Here is a 441-nt window from a genome sequence, read left to right as displayed (position 1 = left end):
CGACACGGTGCGCTGGCTGCGATACCGTGAGGCCGAGAGTGGGTTGATCGCATACACGACCCGCCCGGTCGCCCGCAGGGCCGCGACACACAGGCCACGGTCGGTTCGATCGCGACCGGTATCGGGTCTTCGGGGTTGTCGCCGGCCTCGGAGAGGATCTCGAGTTGGCGAGCGAACTCGGCGGCGTCGTTGCCTACCCGTTCTTTCGCAAGAACTGCCCCGGTGTCGTCGATGATGGCGATGCCGTGATGGTCGTCGGCCCAGTCGATTCCGCAGTATCTGCCCATCTGCACTCCCTGCATCTCGAGGAACACGGTCGGTCGAACCGCAGCGGAGTCACACGACGCCCTAATTGCAGGACTCACCAGCAATGGCGGTCCGTCATCTCATCAGTCGTGTCGTGACGCCAGCACACCGCAGGGACCTCGATCTATCGAAGAG

The 441-nt window shown here is 63.9% G+C and carries 1 protein-coding gene; it reads right to left on the bottom strand.

Annotated features, from left to right (window positions below; all coding sequences use genetic code 11):
* On the bottom strand, positions 1-287 hold a 287-nt coding region (locus AC07RN_RS21275; RefSeq protein ID WP_478337263.1), incomplete at its 3' end, for an IS110 family transposase.
* Positions 288-441 lie beyond the last annotated feature (154 nt).

It is taken from the genome of Lelliottia sp. GFLA7 (assembly GCF_056490165.1).
The sequence above is the reverse complement of the archived record's forward strand: the minus strand, read 5'-3'. Positions and strand labels throughout refer to the sequence as shown.